Below are 2,983 nucleotides of genomic sequence, written 5' to 3'. Positions count from 1 at the left end.
TGAATGACAATGCGAATAGATACAGACAAACAAATGAATTTACTTAGTGATAAGAACGTTGCAATAATTGGTGGTGGCTCCGGATGGAACCTATCATTGGGTAATTGGTTATTTTCTCACGGAAGAAGAGGCCAGGGGAACACAGGTTCACGATGCAGTAATTCCAAATCCCCGCATGGTGTTCATTTCACCTACAATTTACAAAGTACTTCCATGAAAGTAGCATTGATTGTTGCTGTTGATCAGCAATTCGGTATTGGAAAGAACAATGATTTGATGTGGCATTTGCCTGCAGATATGAAATTTTTCAAAGAAACAACCACGGGACATATTGTGGTTACAGGTAGAAAAAACTACGATTCCATTCCGGAACGTTTTCGGCCGTTGCCCAACCGCGAGAATGCGGTCTTAACACGCAATACCGAATATCATGCTCCTGGAGCAGTTGTTTTTTCTTCCTTGGAATCCTGTTTGGATCATTATAAAAATGAAGTGGAACGAACCGTTTTCATAATTGGAGGCGGACAAATTTACCGAGAAGCTTTAGCGCTTGATTGTGTTCAAGAGATGTTTATTACCCATGTGCAGGGCGAATTTGGTGCAGATACCTTCTTCCCGAAATTCGAAGCTGTCGCTTGGAATGTTGAAACGGTAGCAACCCAAGCAGTGGATGAGAAAAATGCCTATGCGTTTGAAGTGAAAAGGTATTGGAGGTAACGTGATTACTTGATGAGAAATAAGAAATCATTGTCTACCTACTTTCGTTATATTTGATCAAATAAAGAAACAAACCTGCACAAAAACATCAAGTATTATGCTGTTTTGTACAGAAAAGCCGTATCAATAAATAAGTTATGTGTAATTTTAGCCGCAAACGCAGTTAAAACAAAAAGGCTCCGAATTTCGGAACCTTCTTTTTATCATTTCATTTTTCTAAAAAACTTGTACAACAAATCGATTTTATTTGAACAAAGAATTGGCATTGCTTCAAAAAGGGTTTCTTCATCCCATTCCCACCATTTCATTTCCTGCAATTTTTGGATGTCATCATCACTAAATCTCTTTTTTATCAATTTGGCTGGATTTCCCCCTACAATTGAATAAGGTTCAACATCTTTTGTAACCAAAGCACGACTGCCAATAACAGCTCCATCTCCTATCTGAACTCCTGGCATTATCATAGCTTCACTACCAATCCAAACATCATTCCCAACAACTGTATCTCCTGCTTTTTGAAATCCATCTTGGCTTTTACTGAAAACATCAAATTCAGACATATAAAAAAATGGAAAACTGGAAATCCAATCATATTTATGACCTTGATTACCTGCCATTATGAAACTTGCACCGCTCCCTATTGAACAATAAGAACCGATAATTAGTTTATCGACATCATTCCTGTCCGGAAACAGATAACGAGCACAATCGTCAAATGAATGACCGTGATAATAACCAGAATAATAAGAATATTTACCCGAAATTATATTGGGATTAGTTATGTGGTCTTTGATTATTTTTCCTTTAAAAGGACTTTCGAAGTAATTTTTCATTATTTAACATATTTAATTTACAATAAGAGACAATAAGGAAACGAAGAATAATACTAAACTATTCTCTTCCTATACGTTGCGTAAAGTAAATTTGCTAATCTGATAATTTCATCTGACAAAGATACTAAAAAACTACACATAACATCGCATTGGCAAAATGGCGGGTTAAGTTCAAAATTCAACTTTTGTGCTTTTTATTCCGCCGAATGTGTCCCACATTCAGCTTTTTTTTAATAATTTAGCTTCTGTGGAAACACATCGGCTACGTCACTGCTAAATTGAACTTTCGGTTCAATTTATCCGCCACTTCGCCAATGCGTTTCCCGTTGTTGTACGACATAGTAAAACCGAACCAAACAAAATGAAAGTCAGAGAAGAAAAGTTAAGAACAATTATAGAATGGTCGGAGAAAAACGAAGATGTAAGAGTTCTTCTTCTGACAAGTTCACTTGTAAATCCTTTAGCACTTGTTGACGAATTTAGTGATTTAGACATTGAATTTGTTTTTGAGGATAATACAAATTACATTTCAGACAAAAGCTGGACGCTTAAATTCGGAAATCCAATTGCTATGATTGAAGAAGACGAAAGTTGTTTTAACCATAAACACGCAATGAAAATGCTACTTTATGAAGACGGTGTGAAAGTAGATTTTAAACTTTACAGCAAATCAAAATTTATAAAGGAAACGCAAGAGAAAGAATTACCAGAAGATTGGGATATTGGTTATAAAATTTTAATTGATAAAGATGGTATTACAAAGCAAATGCTGAAACCAACTTATCAAATTTCCATTATCAAAAAACCGTCTGAAAAAGAGTTTCAAAATCTAATAAACGATTTTTGGTGGGACACAACTTACGTGGCAAAGTGTCTTGTGAGAGATGAAATATTCTATGCGAAATTTATGTCGGAAACCGTTATTCGCACAGAATATTTAATTCCTTTAATTGAATGGCACATTGCAAGTGAACACAATTGGAACATAACGACCAATAAATATGGACGGCTTTTCAAAAAGTATCTTAACCAGGAAATGTGGGCTAAAACAGAACAAACATTTTCAGGGAGCGATATAAAGGAAAATTGGACTGCTCTATTTTCAATGACTGATTTAGTTTCAGAAATAGGAACTGAATTGTCAAAAAAATTAGAGTACAAATACCCGGATAAATTAGAAAATGACATACGAAAATATTTAGCTGGACTAAAACCCAAAACATAACTACGTCGTACAACATCGTATTGGCAATAGGCGGGCTGAACGGCTTCGTATCAACGGAAGTGCAAAATTCAACTTCTGTTCTTCGATTAAAGTTCAGTGCTAAAAATCCCGCCCATCGCCAATACGCGGCACGTTATGTGAAAGAATAAAACGGCACCTCCAAAAAGAAAGTGCCGTTTCGAAATTAAATTTATAAATTCTCAATCCA

Annotated in this window: 3 protein-coding genes; 2 read left to right on the top strand and 1 reads right to left on the bottom strand. The window is 35.5% G+C overall.

Annotation, left to right across the window (positions count from 1 at the left end):
* The first annotated feature begins 213 nt into the window (after positions 1-213).
* Positions 214-717 (top strand): dihydrofolate reductase, encoded by a 504-nt coding sequence (locus Q0662_RS11825; RefSeq protein WP_038694170.1) that lies wholly within the window; start codon positions 214-216, stop codon positions 715-717.
* 203 nt (positions 718-920) lie between these two features.
* Here the strand turns inward: Q0662_RS11825 and catB are convergent, their stop codons facing one another.
* On the bottom strand, positions 921-1,550 hold the full coding sequence (catB, locus tag Q0662_RS11820; RefSeq protein WP_010256763.1) for a type B chloramphenicol O-acetyltransferase: 630 nt from the start codon (positions 1,548-1,550) through the stop codon (positions 921-923).
* Positions 1,551-1,911: 361 nt separating this feature from the next.
* Between catB and Q0662_RS11815 the strand changes: the two genes are divergently transcribed.
* Positions 1,912-2,775, top strand: a complete 864-nt coding sequence (locus tag Q0662_RS11815; protein WP_003013318.1) for an aminoglycoside 6-adenylyltransferase AadS — start codon at positions 1,912-1,914, stop codon at positions 2,773-2,775.
* Positions 2,776-2,983: the final 208 nt, after the last annotated feature.

This window comes from uncultured Polaribacter sp., from assembly GCF_947503855.1.
Taxonomy (GTDB): Bacteria; Bacteroidota; Bacteroidia; order Flavobacteriales; family Flavobacteriaceae; genus Polaribacter.
Note: the sequence above shows the minus strand (reverse complement) of the source record. Positions and strands in the feature narration are given on the sequence as shown.

Excerpts from the sequence above, each read along its gene's own strand:
- Q0662_RS11825 (WP_038694170.1), top strand. The coding sequence starts at position 214 with ATGAAAGTAGCATTGATTGTTGCTGTTGATCAGCAATTCGGTATTGGA.
- Q0662_RS11815 (WP_003013318.1), top strand. The coding sequence starts at position 1,912 with ATGAAAGTCAGAGAAGAAAAGTTAAGAACAATTATAGAATGGTCGGAG.
- catB (WP_010256763.1), bottom strand. The coding sequence starts at position 1,550 with ATGAAAAATTACTTCGAAAGTCCTTTTAAAGGAAAAATAATCAAAGAC.